At 68.3% G+C, this 23,855-nt stretch carries 23 protein-coding genes and 1 pseudogene; 10 read left to right on the forward strand and 14 right to left on the reverse strand.

Going from position 1 to position 23,855, the window contains the following annotated elements:
* The first annotated feature begins 63 nt into the window (after positions 1 to 63).
* Positions 64 to 1,002, forward strand: coding sequence for a LysR family transcriptional regulator (locus DWQ67_RS00850; RefSeq protein ID WP_121483694.1), 939 nt, complete (start codon positions 64 to 66; stop codon positions 1,000 to 1,002).
* Positions 1,003 to 1,010: 8 nt separating this feature from the next.
* On the opposite strand, the gene DWQ67_RS00855 is transcribed toward DWQ67_RS00850, so the two are convergent.
* Positions 1,011 to 4,199 carry an HAD-IA family hydrolase gene (locus DWQ67_RS00855; RefSeq protein ID WP_233555854.1) on the reverse strand — a complete coding sequence of 1,063 codons (3,189 nt, stop codon included), beginning with the start codon at positions 4,197 to 4,199 and terminating at the stop codon, positions 1,011 to 1,013.
* A 196-nt stretch (positions 4,200 to 4,395) separates the two neighbouring features.
* Here DWQ67_RS00855 and DWQ67_RS00860 point away from each other — a divergent pair, with 196 nt between their 5' ends.
* From DWQ67_RS00860 to DWQ67_RS00880, 5 genes are all read left to right on the forward strand, one after another.
* Entirely contained in the window at positions 4,396 to 4,662 is a 267-nt protein-coding gene (locus DWQ67_RS00860) for a DUF3188 domain-containing protein (protein ID WP_121483696.1), read from the forward strand.
* A complete protein-coding gene (locus DWQ67_RS00865) occupies positions 4,659 to 5,105 on the forward strand; it encodes an FAS1-like dehydratase domain-containing protein (RefSeq protein WP_121483697.1) in 447 nt (148 codons plus the stop codon). Before DWQ67_RS00860 ends, DWQ67_RS00865 begins: the two co-directional genes overlap by 4 nt.
* A 2-nt stretch (positions 5,106 to 5,107) precedes the next feature.
* The gene (locus DWQ67_RS00870) at positions 5,108 to 5,560 is read left to right on the forward strand and encodes a MaoC family dehydratase (RefSeq protein ID WP_121483698.1); all 453 of its coding nucleotides are present in this window, start codon (positions 5,108 to 5,110) and stop codon (positions 5,558 to 5,560) included.
* Entirely contained in the window at positions 5,557 to 6,633 is a 1,077-nt protein-coding gene (locus DWQ67_RS00875) for a UDP-N-acetylmuramate dehydrogenase (RefSeq protein ID WP_121483699.1), read from the forward strand. Before DWQ67_RS00870 ends, DWQ67_RS00875 begins: the two co-directional genes overlap by 4 nt.
* Before the next feature lie 72 nt (positions 6,634 to 6,705).
* Complete coding sequence (locus DWQ67_RS00880) at positions 6,706 to 6,921, forward strand: hypothetical protein (RefSeq protein ID WP_121483700.1); 216 nt, start codon at positions 6,706 to 6,708, stop codon at positions 6,919 to 6,921.
* A gap of 16 nt (positions 6,922 to 6,937) precedes the next feature.
* Here the strand turns inward: DWQ67_RS00880 and DWQ67_RS00885 are convergent, their stop codons facing one another.
* A complete protein-coding gene (locus tag DWQ67_RS00885; protein ID WP_121483701.1) occupies positions 6,938 to 7,873 on the reverse strand; it encodes a helix-turn-helix transcriptional regulator in 936 nt (311 codons plus the stop codon).
* A gap of 142 nt (positions 7,874 to 8,015) precedes the next feature.
* Between DWQ67_RS00885 and DWQ67_RS00890 the strand changes: the two genes are divergently transcribed.
* Positions 8,016 to 9,284: an MFS transporter gene (locus DWQ67_RS00890; RefSeq protein WP_121483702.1), complete on the forward strand. Its 1,269-nt coding sequence runs from the start codon at positions 8,016 to 8,018 to the stop codon at positions 9,282 to 9,284.
* Here the strand turns inward: DWQ67_RS00890 and asd are convergent.
* The 9 genes from asd to DWQ67_RS00935 form a co-directional block, all read right to left on the reverse strand.
* Positions 9,281 to 10,405 carry an aspartate-semialdehyde dehydrogenase gene (gene asd / locus DWQ67_RS00895; protein WP_121483703.1) on the reverse strand — a complete coding sequence of 375 codons (1,125 nt, stop codon included), beginning with the start codon at positions 10,403 to 10,405 and terminating at the stop codon, positions 9,281 to 9,283. The two genes, DWQ67_RS00890 and asd, sit on opposite strands and share 4 nt — an antisense overlap.
* A 73-nt stretch (positions 10,406 to 10,478) precedes the next feature.
* Positions 10,479 to 10,838: an NF038396 family protein gene (locus DWQ67_RS14245; RefSeq protein ID WP_121483704.1), complete on the reverse strand. Its 360-nt coding sequence runs from the start codon at positions 10,836 to 10,838 to the stop codon at positions 10,479 to 10,481.
* Positions 10,835 to 11,425, reverse strand: a complete 591-nt coding sequence (locus DWQ67_RS00905; protein ID WP_121483705.1) for a dihydrofolate reductase — start codon at positions 11,423 to 11,425, stop codon at positions 10,835 to 10,837. The genes DWQ67_RS14245 and DWQ67_RS00905 overlap by 4 nt, the downstream gene beginning before the upstream one ends.
* Entirely contained in the window at positions 11,425 to 12,231 is an 807-nt protein-coding gene (locus tag DWQ67_RS00910) for a thymidylate synthase (protein ID WP_121483706.1), read from the reverse strand. Before DWQ67_RS00910 ends, DWQ67_RS00905 begins: the two co-directional genes overlap by 1 nt.
* A 57-nt stretch (positions 12,232 to 12,288) precedes the next feature.
* Positions 12,289 to 12,783 (reverse strand): GNAT family N-acetyltransferase, encoded by a 495-nt coding sequence (locus tag DWQ67_RS13840; RefSeq protein ID WP_199712557.1) that lies wholly within the window; start codon positions 12,781 to 12,783, stop codon positions 12,289 to 12,291.
* Positions 12,784 to 12,878: 95 nt separating this feature from the next.
* Positions 12,879 to 13,856 carry an NUDIX hydrolase gene (locus DWQ67_RS00920; RefSeq protein ID WP_121483707.1) on the reverse strand — a complete coding sequence of 326 codons (978 nt, stop codon included), beginning with the start codon at positions 13,854 to 13,856 and terminating at the stop codon, positions 12,879 to 12,881.
* Positions 13,853 to 16,078: an RNA degradosome polyphosphate kinase gene (locus DWQ67_RS00925; RefSeq protein ID WP_121483708.1), complete on the reverse strand. Its 2,226-nt coding sequence runs from the start codon at positions 16,076 to 16,078 to the stop codon at positions 13,853 to 13,855. Before DWQ67_RS00925 ends, DWQ67_RS00920 begins: the two co-directional genes overlap by 4 nt.
* Positions 16,079 to 16,259: 181 nt before the next feature.
* A complete protein-coding gene (mshD, locus tag DWQ67_RS00930) occupies positions 16,260 to 17,246 on the reverse strand; it encodes a mycothiol synthase (protein ID WP_121483709.1) in 987 nt (328 codons plus the stop codon).
* 128 nt (positions 17,247 to 17,374) lie between these two features.
* Positions 17,375 to 18,061 (reverse strand): winged helix-turn-helix transcriptional regulator, encoded by a 687-nt coding sequence (locus DWQ67_RS00935; RefSeq protein WP_121484212.1) that lies wholly within the window; start codon positions 18,059 to 18,061, stop codon positions 17,375 to 17,377.
* A 226-nt stretch (positions 18,062 to 18,287) separates the two neighbouring features.
* Between DWQ67_RS00935 and DWQ67_RS00940 the strand changes: the two genes are divergently transcribed.
* From DWQ67_RS00940 to ygfZ, 3 genes and pseudogenes are all read left to right on the forward strand, one after another.
* Positions 18,288 to 19,010, forward strand: coding sequence for a hypothetical protein (locus DWQ67_RS00940; protein ID WP_121483710.1), 723 nt, complete (start codon positions 18,288 to 18,290; stop codon positions 19,008 to 19,010).
* Between the two features lie 148 nt (positions 19,011 to 19,158).
* Positions 19,159 to 19,755 (forward strand): annotated as a pseudogene (locus DWQ67_RS00945) (FABP family protein); the annotation flags it as partial.
* Positions 19,756 to 19,913: 158 nt separating this feature from the next.
* Positions 19,914 to 21,065 carry a CAF17-like 4Fe-4S cluster assembly/insertion protein YgfZ gene (gene ygfZ / locus DWQ67_RS00950; RefSeq protein WP_199712558.1) on the forward strand — a complete coding sequence of 384 codons (1,152 nt, stop codon included), beginning with the start codon at positions 19,914 to 19,916 and terminating at the stop codon, positions 21,063 to 21,065.
* A gap of 43 nt (positions 21,066 to 21,108) precedes the next feature.
* On the opposite strand, the gene DWQ67_RS00955 is transcribed toward ygfZ, so the two are convergent.
* The 3 genes from DWQ67_RS00955 to DWQ67_RS00965 all read right to left on the reverse strand — a co-directional run bounded on the left by DWQ67_RS00955 (position 21,109) and on the right by DWQ67_RS00965 (position 23,789).
* On the reverse strand, positions 21,109 to 22,137 hold the full coding sequence (locus DWQ67_RS00955) for a 6-phosphofructokinase (protein WP_121483712.1): 1,029 nt from the start codon (positions 22,135 to 22,137) through the stop codon (positions 21,109 to 21,111).
* Positions 22,138 to 22,249: 112 nt separating this feature from the next.
* Positions 22,250 to 22,534, reverse strand: a complete 285-nt coding sequence (locus DWQ67_RS00960; RefSeq protein ID WP_121483713.1) for a PspC domain-containing protein — start codon at positions 22,532 to 22,534, stop codon at positions 22,250 to 22,252.
* 67 nt (positions 22,535 to 22,601) lie between these two features.
* Complete coding sequence (locus DWQ67_RS00965) at positions 22,602 to 23,789, reverse strand: pyridoxal phosphate-dependent aminotransferase (protein ID WP_121483714.1); 1,188 nt, start codon at positions 23,787 to 23,789, stop codon at positions 22,602 to 22,604.
* Between the last annotated feature and the right edge of the window lie 66 nt (positions 23,790 to 23,855).

A 23,855-nucleotide genomic window follows, 5' to 3' on the forward strand; every position in this document is an offset into this window, starting at 1 on the left:
TCAGAAGGTGTAGTCCAGTTATGGTTTGTTGCAACAAACTATTAGCTGCCCTTAAGGATGAGAATGTTGCAACTCAGCCGGCTCCGCGTCCTGGCAGAGGTCCATCGTTGCGGCTCCCTCACGGCCGCCGCCACGGGCCTTCGCTACACGCCCTCTGCCATCTCGCAGCAGATCTCCCGGTTGGAGAGGGAGACCGGCACGGTGCTGCTGGAGAAGGTGGGACGGGGCGTGCGCCTGACCCCCGCGGCGGTGCGCCTGGTGGGCCACGCGGAGGAGGTCATGACGCGCCTGGAGCTTGCGGAGGCGGAGCTGGCGGCCGGGGACGTGACGGCCAGGGGTCGCCTGCGCGTGGCCTCCTTCCAGACCGTGCTCCTTGAGCTGGTGCCCCGCGCGCTCACGTGGCTCGCCGAGCGTCACCCCGAGCTGGACGTGGAGCTGATCCACCGGGAGGCGGGCAGCTCCACGGACGCCCTGCTCAATCACGAGTTTGATGTGGTGCTCGGCGAGGAGTTTCCCGGCAGCCCGTCGCCCGTCCAGACGGGCCTGCACCGCGTGGAGGTCTGCACCGACCCCCTGCGGCTGGCCCTCCCGGAGCATCCGACGGCGGGCGGCCTGCCCTCCACGGTGGGGAGCCTGGCGGAGCTGGCGACGGCGCGCTTCTCCGTTGACCCGGCCGGCATGCCGATGGGGGACTGGGTGCGTTCGGTGTGCCGGGGCGCGGGCTTTGAGCCGCTGCTGCGTTGCGAGACCGTGGACCCGCTGCTGCAGGTGCAGCTGGTGCGCACCGGGCACGCGGCGGCGTTCCTTCCCGGGCTCATCGCGCCGGGCCAGCTGCGCGGAGTCAACCTCTTTGACCTCGCGGAGCTGCCCCGGCGCTCGCTGTATACCTTGGTGCGCGACGGCGCTGTGAACCGGCCGGGCATCGTTGCGGTACGTTCCGCGCTGGAAGCGGCGGTGCAACGATTGAGCCCGCCCGCCGTCGTCGGGCAGTTGGCGCCGTAGAAGGCCCCCTACCGCACCGCGGGGCCCAGCCGCGAGCCGTCCTCGCGCTGCAGCGCCACGATGCTGGCGAAGGACGGGCTGCCCTTCAGCGCCGGCCCCTGATCTCGCAACTCCGTGCCGACTGTGCCCTCGCCGGGCACCACGCGTAGCGCCTCGCCGTTGACGAAGAACTCCACGGGGTCGGTGCCCGTCTCTGCGAAGGCCTCAAAGCGATCCCGCGTCACGGTGAATCGCACGCGAGTGCCGCGCCAGGTCAGGCGGAACGTCAGGCTGGGCCAGTCGGCAGGCAGGCGGGGGCTGAAGCGCCACACGCCGTCGTCGTCTCGCAGCCCACCAAAGCCGTTGACCAGCGCCGCCCACACACCGCCGGTGCTGGCCACGTGCACGCCGTCTGAGGTGTTGTGGTGCAGGTTCATCAGGTCCACGTCCAGGGCATGCAGGAAGTAGTGCATGGCCAGCTGCGCGTAGCCCACCTCCGCGGCCACGATGGATTGCACCGTGGCGGAGAGGGTGGAGTCGCCGGTGGTTAACGGGTCGTAGTAGTCAAAGTCCGCTCGCTTTTGCTCCGCCGTGAAGCGGGAGGAGCGCAGCCACAGGGCCAGCACGGTGTCCGCCTGCTTCAGGACCTGGAAGCGGTACAGCACCAGCGGGTGGTAGTGCAGCAACAGAGGGTGCTTGTTGGGCGGGGTGCCCGGGACGTCCCAGACCTCCTTGTCAAGGAAGGAGGCGTCCTGCTGATGCACGCCAAGCGCCTCGTCAAAGCCCACAAACATCCCGGCGGCTGCGGCCAGCCAGGCCTCGGGCTCATCCGGCTGCAGCGCCAGCTCGGTGACCAGCGTGCGGTACGCCTCCGGGTCCGTGCTCGCCAGGCGCTGAACCGTCCGCGCGGCCTCCTCCAGGTTGAAGGCGGCCATCACGTTGGTATACGCATTGTCGTTGACCAGCGCCGTGTATTCGTCCGGCCCGGTGACCCCGTGCAGGTGGAAGTGCAGGCCGTCAGAGGCCTTGCGCCAAAAGCCGAGGGAGAGCCACATGCGGGCCGTCTCCACAAACACCTCTGCGCCGCCGCTGCTGAGCAGGTCAAGGTCAGCGGTGGCCTGCAGGTAGTGGGACAGCGCGGAGGAGATGTCAGCGTTGATGTGGTACTGCGCGCTGCCGGCGGGGAAGTAGGCGCTGGCCTCCTCCCCGTTGATGGTGCGCCAGGGGAACAGCGCGCCCTCCTCGTTGAGCATCCGGGCGCGTTCGCGCGCCTTGGGCAGCATGTTGATGCGGGCGCGCAGGGCGTTGCGCGCCCACTGCGGGGAGGTGTAGCTCAGGAAGGGGACCACAAAGATCTCGGTGTCCCAGAAGTAGTGGCCGGAGTAGCCGTTACCGGACACACCCTTGGCTGAGATGCCCTGGCCGTCCGCGCGGGCCGCCGCCTGGGCCAGCTGCCACAGGTTCCAGCGCACGGAGCGCTGGGTGGCGGGCAGGCTACCGCCCACCTCCACGTCGGAGCGCTCCCAGAAGGCGCGCGCCCACTTGGCCTGCTGGTCAAAGACGGAGGCGGCGCCGCCGCGCATGGCGGTCGCCACGGAGCGCCCGGCGCGCGAGCGCATCTCCAGGGCCGGCTGGCGGCGCGAGGAATGGTAGGTCACGTACTTCACCAGGCGGACGGCCTCGCCGGCGTGCAGGTCAATGTCCACCCACTCATCCAGGCGGTCCGGGCTGCGGCGCGTGCCGGTACGCGCCCGGCCGGCGCCGCCGTCGGGGTAGCGCACCTCGTGGCCCACGCCGGTCGCCACGGTCATGCCGGAGTTGCGCACGGAGAAGGAGAGCACGTCCACGCCGTCGTCGTTCCAGTTCCCGGCCGGGACCAGCGGGTGCTCATCCACCGCCTCAGATTTGCGCGGGTCACCAATCCCTTCAGGGCCCGACGCCGCGTAGTCGGCTTGAGCGGGCGAGGGCACCTTATCCGCCGCTCCCGGATCAATCAGGGTGGAGCGCAGGTGGATGTGTGCGTCCGCATCCAGCGGGCGCACGGAGTACTCAAAGAGCGCCAGGTGGCGCTGTTCAAAGGAGACCAGCTGGCGCACGCGCACCTCCACACGGTCCCCGCGGGCGGTGCGCCACTGGGTCCTGGAGGTCAGGGTGCCGTCGCGGAAGTCCAGGCGCGTCTCGGCCAGGTCCACCTCGGTGCGCCCCAATTCAAGGGCCTCATCATCCACATACACCAGGAAGCCGCGGGCGTCCGGGGCCGGGATCATGGTCTGCCCGCTCTCCGCCTGCCCGTAGGAGTTCTCCGGGTAGGCGATCCGCCAGGTCTCGTGCAGGCCGTTGATGAAGGTGCCGTTGCGGTGTTGGCCGCCATCCGGGCCCTGCCAGCGCAGCCCAAGGAAGCCGTTGCCGGTGGAGTAGACGGTCTCATCCTCCAGGCTGGGGGCATCTTCGGCTCGGGGGTCGCTCAGGGACCAGGTGTCCGCCACGGCATCGTCGCCGGCCTTGACCAGCTCCGCCAGGTCATCCACCACCGTGTCCGCGCCGGCCTCCAGGAGCGCCGAGTGCGGCTGATCGCGGGCCACACCAATCACCAGGCCAAAGTCGCCCGCGGCCCCGGCCGCCACACCAGAGATGGCGTCCTCCACCACGATGCATTCGGACGGGCGCCAGCCCAGCTCCTCCGCTCCGGCCAGGTACGTATCCGGGGAAGGCTTGCCAGGCAGCCGGCGGGCGGCCGCCACCTGGCCGTCAATCACGACGGGGAAGCGGTGGGCCAGCCCCGCGGCGCGCAGCACCTCGCGCGCGTTCCGGGAGGAGGACACCACGGCGACCTCGAGACCCGCCTCAACCACGTGGTCCACGTACGCCACAGAGCCCGGGTAGGGCTGCACGCCGTCGCGCTCCAGGATCTCGGTGAACGCCTGATTCTTGCGGTTGCCGAGGGCGCACACCGTGCCAAAGTCCGGTGCGTCGCTCGGGTCGCCGTCAGGCAGCGACAGCCCGCGATCCTGCAAAACTGCCCGCACGCCGTCGTACCGTGGCTTGCCGTCCACCAGGGTCAGGTAGTCCTGATCACTCAGCGCGTCGCTGCGAGAAAGGTGGTCAAAGAACTCGCCAAAGGCCTGCTTCCAGGCGTGGCGGTGCACATCCGCGGTGGGCGTCAGGACCCCGTCCAAGTCAAAGAGCACGGCACGAGCGTCCCGAAGGCGCTGGGGCACAGGGCGCGGGGTGTGCGGGGCGGTACTGGCAGACACAGAGTCCTCCGGAAGCTGGTGTGGGGAAAGCACCCTGTCCACGCTATGAACGGCGGTGCTCCTGGTCAAGCGAATCCGAATGTGACGCCGCGCGCCATGGGCGCCTGGACGCCCGCCGCGATGCCCACCCGCCCCCAGCGCCGCCCGTAGACTGGGGCCCATGCTCAACTGGGACACGGCCTCCACGGCCACGAAGGTCAGCCTGCTCGGGGCCATTGGCCTCATGGTCGCGGGGCTCATCCTCGCGCTGGTGGGCGCCTCCACCCAGAACAAGCCGCTGATGTTCATCGCGCTGGGCCTCCTGGCCCTTGGCATCATCACCCACCTGGTGGGTTTTGGGATCCGCGCGGCGGAACAACGCAGGAACATCCGTGGCAACCACTCAGGAACGGGCGGGCAGCGCCCCGCGAGGAAGGGGCGCATGTGAGCGTCAACGCAGATTTGCAGGGCAGGGTCTACCCACCGGCGCCGCCGTACAGCGTGGGACGCGAGGGCATCCGCGCCTTTGCCGCCGCCGTGAAGGCCACCCACCCCGTCCACTCGGACCTGGACGCGGCGCTCGCCGCGGGGCACGCGGATCTGGTGGCGCCGCCCACCTTCGCCGTCGTGATCGCCCAGAACGCAGAGGGCGCCTACATCCAGGATCCGGAGTCCGGGATCGACTTTGCGCGGGTGGTGCACGCGGAGGAGCGCTTCACCCATCACCGCGCCATAGTGGCGGGGGACCAGATCACCGCCACGGTCAGCGTCGAGCGCGCCAGGGCCGTGGGCACGGGCGGCATGGTGGTGACCCGCACGGAATTGGTGGGCGCTGACGGGGAGCCGGTCACCACCGTGCTCTCCACCCTGATGGTGCGAGGAGAGGACTGAACATGAGCATCACCCTTGATTCCCTTGAGGTGGGCCAGGAGTTGGCTCGCACCACCGTGGCGCTGAACCGGGCGGACCTGGTCCGCTACGCCGGCGCCTCCGGCGACTTCAATCCCATTCACTGGAATGATCGCTTCGCGACGGAGGTGGGTCTGCCGGGTGTGATTGCCCACGGCATGCTCACCATGGGCGCGGCCGTGCAGCTGGTCACCGACTGGATTGGTGATCCCACGGCGATTCTTGACTACCAGACCCGCTTTGCCGCGATGGTTCCCGTTCCCGACCCGGCGGGGTCCGCGCCGGACCAGGCGGACGGCGCGCAGCTGAGCGTCGTCGCGAGCGTGGGCAAGCTGGATGCCGCCGCCGGCACGGTGCGCGTTGACCTGCTCGTGACGCTGGGGGAAGAGAAGGTCCTGACCAAGTCCCAGGCAGTGGTCAAGGTGGCACAGGCGTGAGCGGTGTGAGGCTGGCGGAGCTCACCACGCTGCGCGTTGGCGGGCCAGCGGACACGCTGGTGGCGGCCACCAGCCGCGAAGAGATCGTGGAGCACGTGAGGGCGGCGGACGCCGCGCGGGAGCCGTTGCTGGTGCTCGGCGGCGGTTCAAACCTCCTGATCGACGACGCCGGGTGGCGCGGGACCGTTCTGGGCATGGGTACCAGCGGGGTCACGGTGGGGGAGCCCACCGGCGCGGGCGGCGGCCGCCTGGTCACCGTGCAGGCGGGCCACGACTGGGACGCCGTGGTGGCCCAGACCGTGGAGGAGGGGCTCAGTGGCTTAGAGGCCCTCTCCGGCATCCCTGGCTCCGCCGGTGCCACACCGGTGCAAAACGTGGGGGCCTACGGCGCGGATGTGTCCCAGACCTTGGTGCGGGTCACCGTCTTTGACCGCGCCACGGATCAGGTCAAGGAGCTCAGCGTGGGGGATCTGCGCATGGGCTATCGCGACTCCCTCCTGAAGCGCAGCACCGAGAACGGCTCGCCGCGCTACGTGGTCCTTGATGCCACGTTCCAGCTCTTTGCGGACGAGGACCGCCCGGTTGCCTTTGCGCAGCTGGCGCAGGCCCTCGGCGTGAGTGTGGGGGATCGGGTCCCGGCGCCTCAGGTGCGTGAGGCGGTGCTCGCGCTACGTGCCTCCAAGGGGATGGTTCTGGATCGTCATGATCCCGATACCTACTCCTGCGGCTCCTTCTTCACCAACCCGGTGGTGTCGCCAGCGCTCGCGCAGACGCTTCCGCAGGACGCGCCGCGCTTCCCGGTGCAGGAGTCTGAGGGCCTCAAGCTCTCCGCCGCCTGGCTGATTGATCACGCGGGCTTCCACAAGGGTTTTGGGCTGCCCGGCATGCCCGGAGAGGCCCTGGCCGGTGGGCGGGCCTCGCTCTCCACCAAGCACACCCTGGCGCTGACCAACCGCGGCCAGGCCAGCAGCGCGGACGTGCTTGCTGTGGCGCGTGCGGTGAGAGACGGCGTGAAGGACGCGTGGGGCATCGAGCTGCACCACGAGCCGCTGCTGATCAACTGCACGCTCTAAAGTGGGGCGCCGCCGCGGGATCACCGCGGCGTGGCACTTCACATAGGAGGCAAGCGGGGCCAGGATGGGGTGATGGACAACATCATTCCGGATGCATCTGACATCGATAACCAGCCCACCACCAGCCTGGAGAAGGCCCACTCCATGGCCGTGCACAACCTGGAGCAGGCGGATCACCTGTTGGCCCAGGCCACGCAGGACGGCGCCCCGGCGGAGCGCCTGGAGCAGCTGCGTCATCTGCGTGAGGTGGCCAAAGAGGACCTGGAGCGCACCCGCCGGAACCTCTGAGCGGCGTCGGGCCCAGCTACAGCGTGGCGGGGCCCTCTGGGCTTCCCTTGCTTTCTAGGGCGTGGGGACGCGACGAAGCGGGTGGCCGGTTCGTTTCTTCGTGCTGTGTCGCTGCCCAGTTGGCGAGGAGAGCGAGCGCGTCTGCCGCGGGCGTGCTCGGCTCCGCCCCGTACGTGGTGAGGGTGAGCCCCGGATCGGCAGGCAGATCCAACACGTCGTAGGTGATCTCGATGAGCCCGACGATGGGGTTGATGATCCGTTTGGTGCCGGTGAGGTGCATCCTCACGTCGTGTCCGGCCCACCGGGTGCGGAACTCGTCGCTGCGGGTCACGAGTTCCCCGACCAGGTCGGTGAGGTCCCGGTCGTAGGGATTGAGCCCCGCCTCGTGGCGGAGCAGCGCAACCATCCCATCCGCTGCCTCGTCCCAATCCGGGTAAAAGTCATGCCGACGCGGGTCCAAGAAGGTGAACCTGACGATGTTCGGCGGCTCCACCGGGTCATCGAAGACCGGCGCGTAGAGGGCCCGGAAGAGCGGGTTGCAGGCCATCACGTCGTTGCGGGCGTTTCTCACGAAGGCCGGCGTGCTGAGCATCGAATCCAGGAGCCGCTCAATGCTGGGCCGCACCGGTGAGGCCCGTGGGCGCCGCGCGGCGCTCTTGGGGCGGGCGGCGCGGGCCAGGTTAAACAGGTGAAGACGCTCTGCCTCATCGAGTCGCAGCGCACGCGCCACCGCGTCCAGTACGTCGTCGGATACGCCATTGATGTGGCCCTTTTCCAGGCGCGCGTACCACTCCGTGCTCACCCCGGCCAGGACGGCGACCTCCTCCCGCCGCAGCCCCGGTACACGGCGCCGCCCGCCTGCTGGCGGCAGGCCGACGTCGTGCGGTGTCAGCTTGGCGCGGCGGGTGGCGAGGAAGTCGCGAATCGCGCTCCGGTGATCGGAAGGTTCCATGCATTCAACGCTACTCCGGCTCCCGGGCGCTAGAGAGGGGGTAGTTCATACCCCCTATGAACGCGCTCTCCCGCGCCTGGTCTGCGGCTGATGTCATGGATGCACATCAACACGTCAGCACTCTCAGGAGAGAACACCCCACATGAGTACGCACCACCTGGAAGCCGCCCCCCACACGGAGAGCGGGAACACCACACCCGCGCAACCCCGGCTGCCCTTGGTGGTCTACGTCTTGGCGCTGGGCACCTTCTTGATGCTGACCACCGAGTTTGTGGTCGCGGGCATCCTCCCGGAGGTCGCCGGGGACTTGAAGATCTCCCTTGCGCAGGCGGGCGGCCTCATCACGGTGTTCGCGGTGGGCATGATCATCGGTGCCCCGCTCATGGCGTTACTGACCATGCGACTCTCCAAGCGGTTGACGCTTGTCCTTGCACTGGTGGTGTTTATCGTCGGGCATGTGGTGGTGGGCCTTGCCTCGGACTTTTCGGTGTTGCTCGCCGCTCGGTTTGTCACCGCGGTCGCCACCGGCGCGTTCTGGGCGGTCTCGGCGGTGGTCGCCACGCGGGCCGCGGGTGCGCAGGCCGGCGCCCGGGCCATGGGCATTGTGAGCGCAGGCGGCGCACTGGCCACGGTGCTCGGCGTGCCCATCGGGGCCTTCGTGGCCCAGATGGCCGGCTGGCGCGGGACGTTCTGGTTCCTGGCCGTTGCCGCCACGGTGGCCGTGGTCTTTGTGGCCCGTTTGGTGCCGGAGGAGGGTCCCAGCACTCAGGTGTCATCGGTGCGCACCCAGTTCAGCGGGCTGCGCTCTGGCCGGCTGTGGCTGGCGCTGCTGGCCTGCACCACCACGACCGGCGGCGTGCTTGCCGCCTACTCCTACATCTCTCCCATCCTCACCGAACAGGCGGGCATCGCCACCGCGTTGGTGCCCCTGGTGCTGACCGGCTTTGGAGTGGGCTCGTTCATCGGCACCATCGTTGGCGGGCGGTTTGGGGACAAGCACCCGGGATTGATCACCATTCTCACGCCCGCCGTCACCACCGCGCTGCTCATCGCCATCAGCGCCACCACGGGGCTTCCCTGGGTCATGACGGCACTGGTCGTGGTCCTTGGGCTGTTCGGGCTCAGCGCCAATGGCGTGCTGATCCACCTCGCCGTCACCTTCTCTGGGAAGGCCGCGACCCTTGGATCCGCGCTGGCCGTCTCTGCCTTCAACGCCGGCACGGCCATCGGCACAGCGGTCGCTGGGGCCACGCTCTCTAGCTCGTGGGGCATCCACGGCCCGGCCGCTGTCGGCGCCGTGATCGTCTTCCTGACGCTGGTGCCGACCATCGCCCTGGCGCTCCTCCAGCGCCGTAAGGCACGGTCGGCGTCACCAACGCAGGCCAAGGGGATGGCCAGCGCCGAGCGCTAGAGCTCCCCGAGCGCGATCTTGAGCATGCGGCGCAACGGCTCCGCAGCACCCCAGAGCAGCTGATCTCCCACGGTGAAGGCGGAGAGGTACTGCGGGCCCATCTCCAGCTTGCGCAGGCGGCCCACCGGAACCGTGAGGGTGCCGGAGGCCGCCACCGGGGTGAGGTCTCGCATGGAGTCCTCCTTGGTATTGGGTACCACCTTGCTCCACTCGTTGTCCTCATCCAGGATGCGCGTGATCTCCTCGATGGACAGGTCCTGTGTGAGCTTGATGGTCAGGGCCTGCGAGTGGGAGCGCATGGCGCCGATCCGCACGCACAGGCCGTCCACGACGATCGCGTCTGCGCCGGAGCGGCCCAGGATCTTGTTGGTCTCCACCCCGGCCTTCCACTCCTCCTTGGACTGCCCATTGCCCAGATCCGCGTCGATCCAGGGGATCAGGTTGCCGGCCAGGGGGACTCCAAACTGGCTGGCGTCCAGCTCCGGGGAGCGCTGAGCTGCCAGGACCTGGCGGTCGATGTCCAAGATGGCGGAGGCCGGGTCTGCCAGTTCGGAGCTCACCGCGTGGTTGAGCGAGCCAAACTGGGTCAGCAACTCGCGCATGTGGCGGGCGCCGCCGCCGGAGGCCGCCTGGTAGGTCATGGACGTGGCCCATTCCACCAGCCCGTTCTTGAAGAGCCCGCCGAGCCCCATCAGCATGCAAGAGACGGTGCAGTTGCCGCCGATGTAGTCCTTGATGCCGCCTGCCAGGCCCGCGTCGATCACCGCGCGGTTGACCGGGTCAAGCACAATGATGGAGCTGTCCCGCGTGCGCAGGGTGGACGCGGCGTCGATCCAGAGACCGTCCCAGCCGGCCGCGCGCAGCTGTGGGTGGACTGCGGCGGTGTACTCCCCGCCTTGGGCCGTGACGATGATGGCCAGTTTGGCCAGCTCGCCCAGGTCGTAGGCGTCCTTCAGCGCCGGGGCGCCCGCGGCAAACGCCGGGGCCGGTGCGCCGGCCTGGGACGTGGAGAAAAAGACGGGGTCAATCGTGGCGAAGTCGCCCTCATCCACCATGCGCTGCATGAGGACGGAGCCGACCATGCCTCGATATCCAACAAATCCGACGGCCTGGGAAGTCATGCACTCATGCTACGGAAACCCGGCCGGTGGGCCGGTCTGTGTGACGCGTGATGCCCGACGCCGCGTGGCCGGACTAGGAGCCTGAGTCGCGCCGTGCTTCCCGCTCGCGGGACGCCTTCTCCCTGGCTTCCTTCTCTTTGGCCTCGATTTCCAGCGCCTCGCGGGCGTTGTAGGCGTTGATGGCCTGCTCGTCCGTCATGCTCGCCTCGATGGCACCGTGCGCCTCGGCGAGGAGCTTGGTGCGGCGGTTGGCGCACCACAGGGCGCCAAACACGAAGATCTGCGCCACGACCACGATGAGGATCACGCCGAGCACGGTCCGGTCTATGACCACGCTCCACACCCCGGCGACCGCGACGACCAGCGCCAGGAGCGGGAAGAGCATGTACCCCAGAACAAAGAGCGTCTCGGGGCGGCGGGTCAGATCCTTCATGCTGCGGGGGCCTCTCGGTCCAGGTGGGCGGGGGCCGTGCGGCGCCACACCTCAAAGCGGTAATCGGGGCCAGTGGGAGAGGTATGAAAACCCGCTGGCGTGGGGGAGGCGGAGACCAGCTCGAAGTCTGGGCCAAGCACTGGGGCGGCGGTGTCCCCGTCAGGGACAAGCACGTCAAGCACGGTCACCAGGGCAACGTCGACGAGCCCGGCCTCCAGCGCCTGGCGATAGACCTGCCCGCCGCCGGCCACCCACACCACCTCGGAGCCCTCGGCACCGTCTGCGAGGTCGAGCGCGCGCGGCAGGCTGGTGGCTGCGAGCGCCCCCGCAGCCTCCACCTGTGCGGCGTGCTCGGCGGACGTGCTCAGCACCACCGTGGTGCGGCCGCGGAACGGGCGGAAGCTCTCCGGGATGGACTCCCAGGTGCGCTGACCAATGATCACCGGGTGGCCCCAGGTACGTTCCTTGAAGTAAGCCATATCCTCCGGGGAACGCCACGGCATGACCCCGCCGATCCCAATCCAGCCGTCCCGGGAGCTCGCATAAATGATCCCGATCCGGCGCTCGGCCGCGTCGACGCGCGCCATCAGACGGCCACCGGGGCCTTGATGCCCGGGTGGTGCTGGTAGTCGTTGATCACAAAGTCCTCAAAGGCGTAGTCCAGGATGCTCTCCGGGCGGCGGGCAAAGCTCAGCGTGGGGTACTCGAAGGGCTCCCGCGCCAGCTGGGTTTTTACCTGCTCCACGTGATTGTCATAGATGTGGCAGTCGCCGCCGGTCCAGACAAACTCGCCCGCCTCCAGGCCGGCCTGCTGCGCCACCATGCGGGTGAGCAGGGCGTAAGAGGCAATGTTGAAGGGGACCCCGAGGAAGAGGTCCGCGCTGCGCTGGTAGAGCTGGCAAGAGAGCTTGCCATCTGCCACGTAGAACTGGAAGAACGCGTGGCAGGGGGGCAACGCCATGTTGCCGATCTCGGACACATTCCAGGCGGAGACAATGAGGCGCCGAGAGTCCGGGTTCTCCTTGATCTGCTCCACCACCTGGGAGATCTGATCGATGTGCTCCCCGTCCGGGGTGGGCCACGAGCGCCACTGCACGCCGTACACGGGGCCAAGCTCGCCCTCCGAGTCGGCCCATTCGTCCCAGATGCTCACTCCCTGCTCCTGCAACCAGCGCACATTCGATTCGCCACGCAGGAACCACAGCAACTCCAGCGCCACGGACTTAAAGTGCACGCGCTTGGTGGTGATCAGCGGGAAGGAATCCCCGGCCAGGTCAAAGCGCAGTTGGCGACCAAAGACGCTGCTGGTGCCGGTCCCGGTGCGGTCCTCTTTGTGAGTGCCGGTGGCCAAAACCTCGCGCAACAAGTCCTCGTACGGCGTGGGGATGCTCATGGCCCACAGTCTAGGCCAGCCAGCTGGGCTGGCCGGTCGTTGCCGGGACTGTTTCCCCTAGGCCGAATGCCTGCCCTTGGGGCGTGTGCCCGACGCCGTGGCGGGGCCGGCCCCCGGGGCGGCTGCAACGCCCGTGGCGGCCTGGTCCTCGCTGGCCCCCGGGGCGGCTGGAACGCCAGTGGCACCCTCGGTACCGGCCGCGCTCACCGGGCCCGGCGGCGTCGGGCCGCTCACCGCAACCAGGTGGCGGTACTGCGGGTGGCGGCTCAGGAAGTCCACCACGTAGGAACACGTGGGGATGATGCGTTCCTCGCGGCCCCAGGTGCGCTCCAGCACGATGGCGACGAGGGCCCGTGCGTAGCCGCGGCCGGAGAACTCTTCCTTGATGATGGTGTGTTGCAGGTCAAGGACCTTGCCATTGCGGCTGAAGCCGAGGAAACCGATGAAGCTGCCCTGAGCTGTGACGCCCTGGTCAAAGAGGTTGAAGCGTTCCTGGTCCTCGTCCAATTCCACACGCAATTGTTGCTGGGCAATAAGCGGCGTTGCAGCCATGGCGGGCTCCTTCCGGCGGGACGCTCCCGCGTGATGTGCGACACCCTGAGCCTAACCCGCGCCCATGTCAGTTCGCTCGACGCCTTGGCAGGGCCTCAGTCGTCGAAGGGCTCGTGGATTTCGACCGAGACAATCTTGGACGGGTCATCGATGCGGCGCTGTGCCACGAGGATGGCGCCGGGGCGCAGGTACGGATCCGACTGTGGCAACGCTGAGCGGGCACCGGAACGGGCGTGGTCGGCAAGCACTGGCAAGAGGGCCGGGAGGACGGGGCGGTGCGTGCATACCACCATGCTCTGTGGCTTGATCAGCTGCTTCTTGAAGGCCTTGGCCGCCCTGCGCGGGTGCCGGTCGGCCGAGTGCTCCGTCAGCGCGGGGAGCGTCTTGATCTGGAGCTCCCGCAGTGCGGCGTAGGGAGCCATGGTTTGCATGCAGCGTCGCCACGGGCTGGAGGCCACGCGCTCCGGACGCCAAGCATTGAGAAGAGCGGCCAACCTGGTGGCCTGGCGCCGACCTGTGGTCGCCAGCGGGCGTTGGCCCTCCTCGCGGGTCCACGCCGCGCGCGGCTTGGCCTTGGCATGGCGGGCCAGCACCAAGGCGACGGTGTCCAGCGAATCCCTGCGAAAGGCAGCACGAAGCGCGTCCAACGGCTCGCGATCCACGGCATTGCTGAGGCGGTCGCCCGCTTTGTCCACGTTCATCCAGTGGACCTGATCCACCTCGGCGCCGTCGGGGGCCGCGGCGGAGCGCACCTTGGCGGCCCAGTAGAGCACCACCTTGGTGCCCTTGGGTACCTCGTAGGTCACCGCGGGAAGGGGCAGGCCAAGGCGGATCTTGAGCCCCACCTCCTCTGCCACCTCCCTAACGGCGCACTCGGCCACGGTTTCGCCCTCGTCCAACTTGCCCTTGGGGAAGGACCAGTCGTCGTACTTGGGGCGGTGGATGAGGAGGACTTGCAGCTCTCCGCGATGAAGTCGCCACGGCACGGCGCCGGCGGCCACCACGTCAAACGCGGTCGACGCCAGCCCCGGTGCGTCACTTGATCGCACCGGCAACTCGACGGACTGGCTCATGCGCGATGGGACCCCGTGGAGCGCTGGCGCTCACGAGCGCGCAGGAGCGACTCCTGGATGTCCTCCAGGAGCTCTCCATCCGAGCCGCGGTGATGGCGGGTCCACTGACCCTCGGCATCCAGGTGCCAGGAGGACGTCGCGGGGTCTAGATAACGGTTCAGCAGGGCCACCACATCGCTCTTTTCCTCGTCGTCGCTGAGCGAGACGAGTGCCTCCACGCGGCGGTCAAGGTTGCGGTGCATCATGTCCGCTGAGCCGATGTAAACCGTGGAGTCTCCACCGTTGGCGAACGCAAAGACCCGGCTGTGCTCCAGGAAGCGGCCCAGGATGGAGCGCACGCGGATGTTCTCTGAGAGCCCAGGCACGCCGGGGCGCAGGGAACAGATGCCGCGCACAATCACGTCCACCTTCACGCCTGCCTGCGAGGCGCGGTAGAGGGCGTCAACGATGGCCTCATCCACCATCGAGTTCACCTTGATGACCACGCGGCCGGCCAGACCGGCGCGCACGTTCTGGATCTCGCGCTCAATCAGGTCAATGAGCCCGGAGCGCAGGGAACGCGGCGCCACGAGCAGGCGCTTGAACGTGGTCTTTGGCGCGTAGCCAGAGAGCTGGTTGAAGAGCTTGGACACGTCCTCTCCCACCTGCGGATCGCAGGTGAGCAGGCCAAGGTCCTCGTAGTAGCGCGCGGTGCGCGGGTGGTAGTTGCCCGTGCCGATGTGCACGTAGCGGCGCAGCGTGTCCCCCTCGCGGCGCACCACCAGGGAGAGCTTGGAGTGGGTCTTGAGCCCCACGATCCCGTAGACCACGTGGACGCCGGCCTGTTCCAACTTGCGGGCCCAAGAGATGTTGGCCTGCTCGTCAAAGCGCGCCTTGATCTCCACCAGGGCCAAGACCTGCTTGCCTGCCTCGGCGGCGTCGATCAGTGCATCCACGATCGGGGAGTCGCCGGAGGTGCGGTACAGGGTCTGCTTGATGGCCTGGACCTTGGGGTCAGAGGCCGCCTGCTCAAGGAACGCCTGCACAGAGGTGGAGAAGGAGTCGTAGGGGTGGTGCAGCAGGATGTCCCGGCGGCGCACCGCCGCGAAGACGTTGGCGGCCTTGGACGTCTCGGATTCGTTGAGGAACCGGGAGGTCTTGGCGAGGTGCTTGGGGTAGTGCAGCGAGGGGCGGTCGATGGAGGAGATGGCACCAAGGCCGCGCAGATCAAGCGGGGAGGGCAGGGAGAAGACCTCGTCGTCTTCCACGCCCAACTCTCGCACCAAGAGTTTGCGCACGGAGTCAGAGATGTCATCCGCGATCTCCAAGCGGACGGGCGGGCCAAAGCGGCGGCGCAGCAGTTCCTTCTCCAATGCCTGGAGCAGGTTCTCTGCGTCGTCCTCCTCTACCTCGAGGTCCTCATTGCGGGTTACGCGGAACGTGTGGTGCTCCACCACGTCCATGCCGGGGAAGAGCAGGTCGAGGTGCTCACCGATCAGGTCCTCCAGCGTCACAAACCTGGCCGGGGAAGCGGACGAGTGGCCCGCTCGCGGGCCGTCGACGGAGACCAGGCGCGGCAGGGCGTCCGGCACCTTCACGCGGGCAAAGAGCTGCTTGCCGGTCAGTGGGTTCTGCACCAAGACGGCCAGGTTCAGGGAGAGGCCGGAGATGTAGGGGAAGGGGTGGGCCGGATCCACGGCCAGCGGGGTCAGGATCGGGAACACCTGGCGGCGGAACCACGCGTGGAGCCGTTCGCGATCCGCCTCCTCTAGCTGATCCCAGCGCACAATCGAGATGTTTTCCTTGGCAAGGGCCGGGCGCACCAGCTCGGCAAAGGCCGCTGCGTGGCGCACCTGGAGCTCGTGCGCACGGTTCAGGATGCTTTCCAACTGATCGGTGGGGTTCAGGCCCGCGGCGCTGGGGACCGCGATGTCCGCGACGATGCGCCGCTTCAATCCGGCCACGCGGACCATGAAGAACTCGTCCAGGTTGGAGGCAAAGATGGAGAGGAAGTTGACGCGCTCCAGCAGGAACAGATCCGGGTCCTCTGCCAGCTCAAGCACGCGGGCGTTGAAGTCCAGCCAGCTCATCTCGCGATCCAGGAAGCGATCAAGCGAGAAGCCGCCCTCCGGCTCGGCCGCCGGCGCAAACTCTGGCAGTTCGATGCGATCGACCGTCGCCTTGGACGGCGTGACGTCGCGGTCGCCGTAATTGGGCGGCGTCGGGATTGAGCTCGTGTCCACCGGGTCCTCCTGTGAAGGGGCGTGCGTGGCGAAAAGTCCGGGGGAGCGGACCAGGCGCCTGGGGCGTGAGAGGGAAGTTAGGAAAGAGCAGAGGTACTGAGGTGTGTTCGCCAGGGTCGCAGATTCCAGAAGGGTCAGCGACCGGCGGCCTCAACGACCACGCTGTCGAACAAGCTGTGACCTAGTTTAGTCGGGCCGGACGCGCGTACATCACATCCGCGTCCCAGCGCTCAAAGCCGAGTCGGCGGTACAACGCCACGGCCGCCTCATTGTCGGCGTCGACGTAGAGCATGACGTGCTCCAGGCCGCGGCTGGCCAGGTGCCGCAGCCCTGCGACGGTGAGTGCCTTCCCGAGGCCCTTGCCCTGGGCCAACGGGGAGATGCCGACGGCGTAGACCTCGCCCACAGCCTCGCTGGATTGGCCCCGGGCGTCCTGGGCGGCCGGGTGCACCTTGGTCCAGTGAAAGCCCAGCACTGTGTCCGCCGCATCCACGGCCAGGAGAAAGCCGGCCGGGTCAAACCAGTCGCTGCGCTCGCGTTCTAGCAGGTCATTGAGCGTCATGCGGCCCTGCTCTGGGTGGTGGGCAAAGGCTGCGGCGTTGATTTCCAACCAGGCCTGCTCGTCGCGTCCCGGTTCAAAGGCGCGCAGTCGCACGCCTTCTGGTAGCGGCGCCTCGTCGACGTCTTGGGCGGCCTTGCGGCGCATGCGCCACAGATCGCGGACCGGGACCAGCCCGTGGCGTTGGGCCAGCTGCGCGGCGGCGCGGTCGTCGCCGTGGGACCAAGCCTCCACAGCGGCGTCGCCCATGGCCGTCTCGAGGTGCGCTGCCAGCTCGCCGCCGAGCCCCCGGCCGCGATTCTCCGGCCTGACGACCATCTCAATCACCGTGGGGGAGTCCGGTGCGGAACTCAGCACGGCGGCGCCGGCTACCTCCGCGTCGTTGTGTTGGGGGCCGGCAACAAAGACGGCCAGCACGCCGCCCACGGAGTCGGCGTCCTCCGCGGTGCGCAGTTGCACCCACGTCTGTTCGTTAAAGGGTGGGTTCCCGTCCGCTTCCTCGCTGGCGCGGGCCAGCTGAGCAAGCGCCTCAAGCACGGAGTCGGAGGGGCGGCCGCGAAAGGACTGGAGGCTCCACTCGCGTTGGGCGGAAGCGGGGTTCTGGCTCATGCCTCCACCGTAGCCCGCAGCGGCTCCGCGGCCCAGAGGAAGACCGGTGGCTCAGCACATAGCGCAAGAGCAACGGCCCAAGAGAAGCCGGCTGCCTCACTCAGCAGTTGGCGTCCCGGCGCTGCGAACTACGCGCCTGCTTCGTCCTGCGGCGCCGCGTCGGCCGCACTGAAGCGATATCCCACGTTGCGCACGGTGCCAATGAGCTGCTCGTGATCTGATCCGAGCTTGGCGCGCAGGCGGCGCACGTGCACGTCCACGGTGCGGGTCCCGCCAAAGTAGTCATAGCCCCACACCTCCTGGAGCAACGCCTCGCGTGTGAACACGCGGCCCGGATGTGCGGCCAGGTACTTCAGTAGCTCAAATTCCTTGAAGGTGAGGTTGAGGGTGCGGCCCGCCACCTTGGCTGTGTAGGAGTCCTCGTCGATGAAGACGCCGTGGACCTTGATGCGCACCGGGCCGGGCTCTGGCTCGTCGCGGTGCCGACTAGCCAGACGCAACCGTGCCTCCACCTCAGCCGGGCTCGCCCCACTGAGCATGACGTCGTCGGCTCCCCACTGCGGGCCGACGGCCGCCATGCCGCCCTCGGTCAGAACCAGCAGAACGGGCGTGCTGACGCGCAGCGTTGCGGCGGATTGGCACAGGGAGCGCGCGCCGACCAGGTCCTGGCGGGCGTCGATCAGCATCACGTCGGCCGGTTTGGCCAGCGATGAGGGCTCCGGCCTGGCCAGCTCAACCTCGTGGCCCAGCAAATCGAGGGAGGGCAAAACGGCGGGAATACCGGGCGCGAGCGTGAGTAGCAAGACGTGCGCCACGTGCACTCACTTTCGCCGGGAGGCCAGATCCGTGCGCTGGTGCGCCGGTGGCCTCAGCTTACGCAATGGCGTGTTCCGGCCGCGTTTCTGGGGCGGCCTGCGCTGCTTTGTGTCACGCGCAAAGGTGCGCGGCGCCGGGGGTGGCCCGGGCGTCAGCCCAGACGTCGGCGCGGCCGAGGTTCCCAGCCTGGGCAGGCGCCGGTGGCGCATGCGGCAGGATGGACCCGTGAGGATCCCCACGTTTTTACTTAGTGCCCTAGCCGCCGTTGTTGTCCTGGCGGTGCCCTTTGCGTTGCCGGAACAGCTCTTCACGGGGGGTGTGGTGGTGGTTGTGGCGCTGCTGACGGCCACGGTCAGCGCGCTGTTCCCCCGCATCACCGGCCTTGGTGCGCCCCTGGCGGTCTCCTGTGTGCTGGCGCTGAGCGGCGGCACGGCGATCGCCACCACCGTGCTTGCTCCTGCGCCGCTGCGCTTGCTGTGGTGGGCGGTGGTGCTTGGCTTCACGGTGCTGGCGCTCTTCCTGGTGCAGCTGTTGCGCGGGACCGGCGCGCAGGATCGCGTGACGTCTGTGGCCACCGCGATCGCGGGCGCGTTCATGGTGGATTCGAGCGCCGGGTGGGTCGCTTGGTACCTGGACCTCTCGCGGGGCATGGATGGATGGCGCCCCGCGGCGTGGCTCTGCGCTGGGGTGGGCGTGCTGCTGGCTTTGGCGGTGGCGTGGGCGCTGAACCGGCGGGTGGACTCGGGCTGGGGCGCCCCGGAGCCCAGCGCCACACGCGCCAGATCCGGTCGCCGGGCCTCGCGCGCGGGTTCGCCTCGCATGGCGCCTGCCACACTGCCCGACGCCGCTGCGGAGCCGGGAGCGCTGCTCTCTGTCGGTTCTGCGCTGACTGCTGTGCTCGCGATAGGGCTGGTGCTAGATCTCATTGCGCGCCCACTACTGGGTTGAGCAGTTAGGATGGCGGCATGCATGGTGAATTCTTGGGCCTCGAGATCTTCTTCTACTGCCTCCTCGGCATCGCCGGGTTGGCCATGGCTGGCTTTGCCGCCTTGGTGATTGGCAAGCTGTTCAAGGGCCAGAAGTAGGGCAATCGCGGATGCCGATGGAGCTTCCGGTCGACCTCACTCCTGAGCTGGTTCCGCTTTCCTGGCTGCTGGGCAGCTGGGAGGGATACGGGATGCTTGGCGAGGGTGAAGCAGGAGACCAACACATCTTCCAGCGCGCCACTTTCACCGATACGGGCCTGCCCGTCGTGGAGTACCGCGCGGAGACCTGGCTTGCTGACTCGGATGGCACTGTGGTTCGCCCCCTGGCGGTGGAGAGCGGCTTCTGGCAGCTTGACCGCCCCCTGACTGAGGCGGATGGTGGGCCAGGGCTGGAGCCTGCGGACGTGGTCCCGGCCCTGCGCAACGCAGACGCCGTGGAGGAACTGCGCAACGATCAGGACGGTTTTGACCTGGTCGTGAACATCAACCACCCCCGCGGCATCTCTGAGCTTTACTACGGCTCCATTAAGGGCCCGCAGATCACGCTGGCCACGGACGCCGTGGTGCGCGGTCAGAACGCCCGCGAGTACGCGGCGGCCACGCGGATCTTTGGACTCGTCAATGGCGACCTTTTTTGGCGCTGGGATGTCTCTTCCGGTGACGAGTCCGGGCTCAAGGCACACGGCTCTGCGGCGCTGAAGCGGCTCCCGGAGCGGACCAAGCGCCGCCACCAGGCCGCAGATGCGGCCTCAGCGCAGGCGGCCGGAGCACCGGACCTGACGCCGGGCGAGGGCAGCACGGACGGCCCCACCACCGGAGCCGGCCCTGCCGGCTCAGACCACTCTGACAAGGGGAACACCCCAGCATGAGCACCACCCCGGACAACACCCCGGACACGCAGGCCGCCTCCGACGCATCGGTGGCGGCCTTTGTGTCCCCCCTCCTGTCCTGGCCAGGGGCGGTGAATGAAGGCGGCGCGGACGCGGGGATCCCCGCGCACTACGGCGCGCCGTTGCGTGAGGGAAGGGCCCTCGCGGACGGCCAGGCGTTTGTGGACCTCTCCACCTGGGGGGTCGTGACCATGACCGGGCCGGACCGCCTGCGTCTGCTCCATTCCCTCAGCTCCCAGGGGCTGGACCGGTTGGCGGAGCAGACCCCCACCCGGACGTTGTTCCTGGATCTGCAGGGTCGCATCGAGTTTGACGCCCGCGTGATCGACGACGGGACCACCAGCTTCCTCATCGTGGAACCGCACCGGGCCGGCGCGCTGGCCGCGTGGCTGGATTCCATGCGCTTCATGATGCGCGTGGAGGTCGCGGACGCCACGCAGCAGTGGGCGGTGGCGGGCAGCAATGCCGAGTGGACTCTTGACGGGGCGGACCTGGGCCCTCGCTGGGTGGACCCGTGGCCGCAGGTGCAGCCCGGCGGCTACCCCTACTCCGTGGTGGAAGAGCACCCTGGAGCGGAGAACGACTGGCGCCTTGACCTGATCCCGCGGGATCAGTGGGAGCAGGTGGCCAAGCGGCTGGTGGCAGAGGCGGGGCTCAGCCCGGCCGGACTCATGGCGGCGGAGCAACTGCGGGTCGCGGCCTGGGAGCCAAGCCAGGCCCACGAGATGGACCACAAGTCCATTCCGCATGAGTTGGACCTGCTCCGCACCGCTGTGCACATGAACAAGGGCTGCTACAAGGGCCAAGAGACCGTGGCGCGGGTCCACAACCTTGGCCATCCGCCGCGCCGACTGGTGTTCCTTGATTTGGACGGCATGGAGCACACGGTGCCATCCCCTGGTGCGCCGATCCTGGCGGACGGGCGCACCATCGGCTCCGTGACCTCTGCCGTGCTGCACCACGAGGCAGGTCCCATTGCCCTGGCCGTGATTCGCCGCAACGTGGACCCAAGCCTCACGCTGGTGGTCCAGGACGGCGACACCAGCTACGCCGCCGCGCAGACCACCATCGTGGCGCCTGACGCCGGCAGCGTGGTGGGGCGCCCCCAGGGGATCCGCCGGCTCTGAGTATCACCCGGCCATGCGCCGTCGGGCAACGGCCGTGCCCGGCTCAGCCGAAGAGCAGCGCGGCCTCGTCGTAGCGGTGCTGCGGCACCGTCTTGAGCGACTCCAGCGCTGCCTCAAGGGGGACGCGGTGGATGTCGGTGCCGGTGAGGGCAACCATGCGGCCCCAGTCGCCATCCGCGACCATGTCAGCCGCGCCCATGCCCATACGGGTGGCGAGCACCCGGTCAAAGGCCGTGGGGGTGCCGCCGCGCTGGATGTGGCCAAGGGTGGTGCAGCGGGTCTCGATCCCGGTCATGTCCTCGATCAGCGGCGCCAACCGGTCCCCGATTCCGCCAAGCCGCTTGCGGCCGTGGCGGTCAAGGCCTAGCGGGGTGTGCACCTCCTCGGCGTCCTCTGGCACAAAGCCCTCCGCGACCACAACGAGCGGCGCACGCCCGCGATCCTCGGCGTCTCCCACCCACTCGGCAATCTGGGCCATGGTGACCTTCTGCTCGGGAATGAGCACGGCGTGCGCGCCGGCCGCCATGCCGGTGTGCAGGGCAATCCAGCCCGCATGCCTGCCCATGACCTCCGCGACCATGCAGCGATGATGTGACTCACCGGTGGTACGCAGGCGGTCAATGGCCTCGGTTCCGGTTTGCACCGCGGTATCAAAGCCGAAGGTGTAGTCGGTGCCGCCCAGGTCGTTATCGATGGTCTTTGGCACGCCAACAATGGGCAGACCGGCGTCCGCGAGGCGCTTAGCGCCCGCCAGGGTTCCCTCGCCGCCAATGGCTACGAGGCCGTCCAACTGGTGGCGATCCAGCGCGGCCGCAACGCCGTCCACGCCGCCTTCGGGGTGGTCAAAGGGGTGCGTGCGGCTGGTGCCAAGAATGGTGCCGCCCTGCTTGGAAATGCCGCGAACCATGGAGCGTTCCAGGTTCATGAACTCGCCCTGGAGCAGGCCGCGCCAGCCGTCAAGGAAGCCCAGGTATTCCTGGTCGTGGGACTTGATGCCGTTGAGCACGGCTCCGCGAATCACCGCGTTGAGGCCGGGGCAGTCTCCGCCGCTGGTCATAATGCCGACGCGCATTCTGGGACTCTCTCTCGTCGTGACCTACATCTTCATGAGGGGCACGACGTTGGGCCCAGTGCTGCAACACCAGTGTATCCCGCCTCACACTTTGCCGCAGAGAGGTGAGGCTTTAGCCCTTGATGGTGGGCCCGTTCTTGCTTGGCCGGTTCTTGGTGGCGCGGCCCACGAGCCGCTCCAGCGGGATGGATTCATCACTCCACGGCAGCACCAGCCAGAGCACCGCGTAGAGACCCACGCCGATGACCGGCAGCAAAAAGAGGACCAGCGTGATGAGGCGGACCAGGTTTGCGTCCCAGCCAAAGCGTTGGGCCACGGCCGCGCAGATCCCTCCCAACCAGCGGCGCGGGCCGCGTCGGAAGGGCTGGGCGCGTAAGGCGCGGTAGAGGGGCTGCACGGTGACTCCTAGGGGGTTGGCTACGTGGTGGCTGGCAAGCTAGCTAGCTGGCTCGGGGCGGGCTGGCTTAGGAGAGGAGTTCGCGGATGCGGCGCACGCCCTCCGCCAGGTCCTCATCTCCCAAGGCGTAGGAGAGGCGCAGGAAGCCGGAGGGGCCAAAGGCCTCGCCGGGCACCACGGCCACCTCGGCGCGCTCGAGGATGAAGTCGGCCAGTTCAGCGGACGTGGTGGGGGTGAAGCCCTGGTAGTCGCGATTCAGCGCGTCACGGACGTCCACGTAGGCGTAGAAGGCGCCCTCCGGGGTGGGGCAGTGGAAGCCGGGAACCTCGTTGAGCCCTGCGACCATCGCCTTGCGGCGGCGGTCAAAGGCCACCTTCATCTGCTCGACGGCGTCGAGGGGGCCGGCCACGGCGGCGGCGGCCGCCATTTGGGCCACGTTGGAGACGTTGCCCGTGGAGTGCGACTGCAGGTTGGAGGCGGCTTTGATGACGTCCGCAGGGGCGATCATCCATCCCACCCTCCATCCGGTCATGGCGTAGGTCTTGGCCACGCCGTTGAGGATGACGACCTTCTCCAGTTCAGGGGTGGCCGTGGCGATGGACGTGAACACGGCGTTGTCATAGGTGAGGTGTTCGTAGATCTCGTCGGTGACGACCCACAGGTCATGGGCCAGGGCCCAGGCGCCAATCGCCGCGGTCTCCTCCGGCGTGTAGACGGCGCCGGTCGGGTTGGACGGGGAGACAAAGAGCAGGATCTTGGTGCGATCGGTGCGCGCGGCCTCCAGCTGCTCCACCGTGACCTTGTAGCCCTGTTCCGGGCCGGCAAAGACGTCCACGGGGACACCGCCGGTGAGGCGGATGGCCTCCGGGTAGGTGGTCCAGAACGGCGCGGGGACAATCACCTCATCCCCGGGATCCAGCAAGGTCTGGAAGGCGTTGTAGACCGCCTGCTTGCCGCCGTTGGTGACGAGGATCTGGTTCTCCTCGATGCTCAGGCCGGAGTCACGCTGCATCTTCTCAACGATGGCCGCACGCAGCGCCGGCTGGCCGGTGGTGGGGGAGTAGCGGTGAAAGCGCGGGTCCTGTGCCGCGGCCACCGCAGCGTCCACCACATAATCTGGGGTGGGGAAGTCGGGTTCGCCCGCACCAAAGCCGATGACGGGGCGCCCGGCGGCCTTCAGGGCCTTGGCCTTGGCGTCCACCGCCAGGGTTGCGGAGGGGGCGATGGCAGCAATGCGAGCGGAAATGCGAGACATGGACGTCGTCATCCTTGGAGGTCGAGGCGATTCTCTGGTGGCCATCAGGCCGGTCCGCCGCGGAGG

The organism is Galactobacter caseinivorans (assembly GCF_003640665.1).
Classification (GTDB): Bacteria; Actinomycetota; Actinomycetes; order Actinomycetales; family Micrococcaceae; genus Galactobacter; species Galactobacter caseinivorans.